The organism is Pedococcus sp. P1_H8 (assembly GCF_056405175.1).
The window spans coordinates 1-532 of record NZ_JBFUCP010000117.1 but is presented as its reverse complement, the minus strand read 5'-3'; the positions used below and the strand labels follow the sequence as shown (position 1 = coordinate 532).

The following is a 532-nucleotide window of genomic DNA, read 5'->3' as shown; positions in this document are numbered from 1 at the left end:
GTCCCCCGTCGTCGGTGAGGCCGTCGAGGATCCGGTCGGCCAGCCTCGGCGCCGGCGGCGCAGTGTGTGCGACAGCGAGGCCGGGCAGGCACGAGAGCGCGTTCACCGCATCGAACCCGTCGAACGGCTCATCTCCCCAGGACATTCCGCCGTAGAACGCGACCCAGGTACCGCCGATGCAGAACTCGGCCCGTCCCTTGAAGGAGCCCGCCGCGTACTCCTCCGCGGTCTCGTACTGGTCGAGTTGGGCAGCGACGACGCAGAGTCGGATCAGTTCGATCTCGGCTGATTCCGGGAGCGCGAGGTCGGCGGCGGCGGTGGCCGGCGGGCCCTCGGCGAGGATGGCGGTGACCGCCTCCGTCAGGTCGGACAGCAGTGTGTCGCACCCACCCGGTAACGCCCTGCGGTGGAGGGCGGCGTATCCCCGCTGCGCGCTCGCCGGGACCGGCGCGGCATGGGTGAACGCGAGACGCAGCCGGAAGTCGATACGGTCCCGATGAGCGACCAGTCCGGACGCTTCCCGTCGTGGCTG

At 71.1% G+C, this 532-nt stretch carries 1 protein-coding gene; it reads right to left on the bottom strand.

All coding sequences use genetic code 11. The annotated features are described in order from the left end of the window. On the bottom strand, nt 1–532 hold a 532-nt coding region (locus AC1DYG_RS19135; RefSeq protein WP_477641444.1), incomplete at both ends, for a hypothetical protein.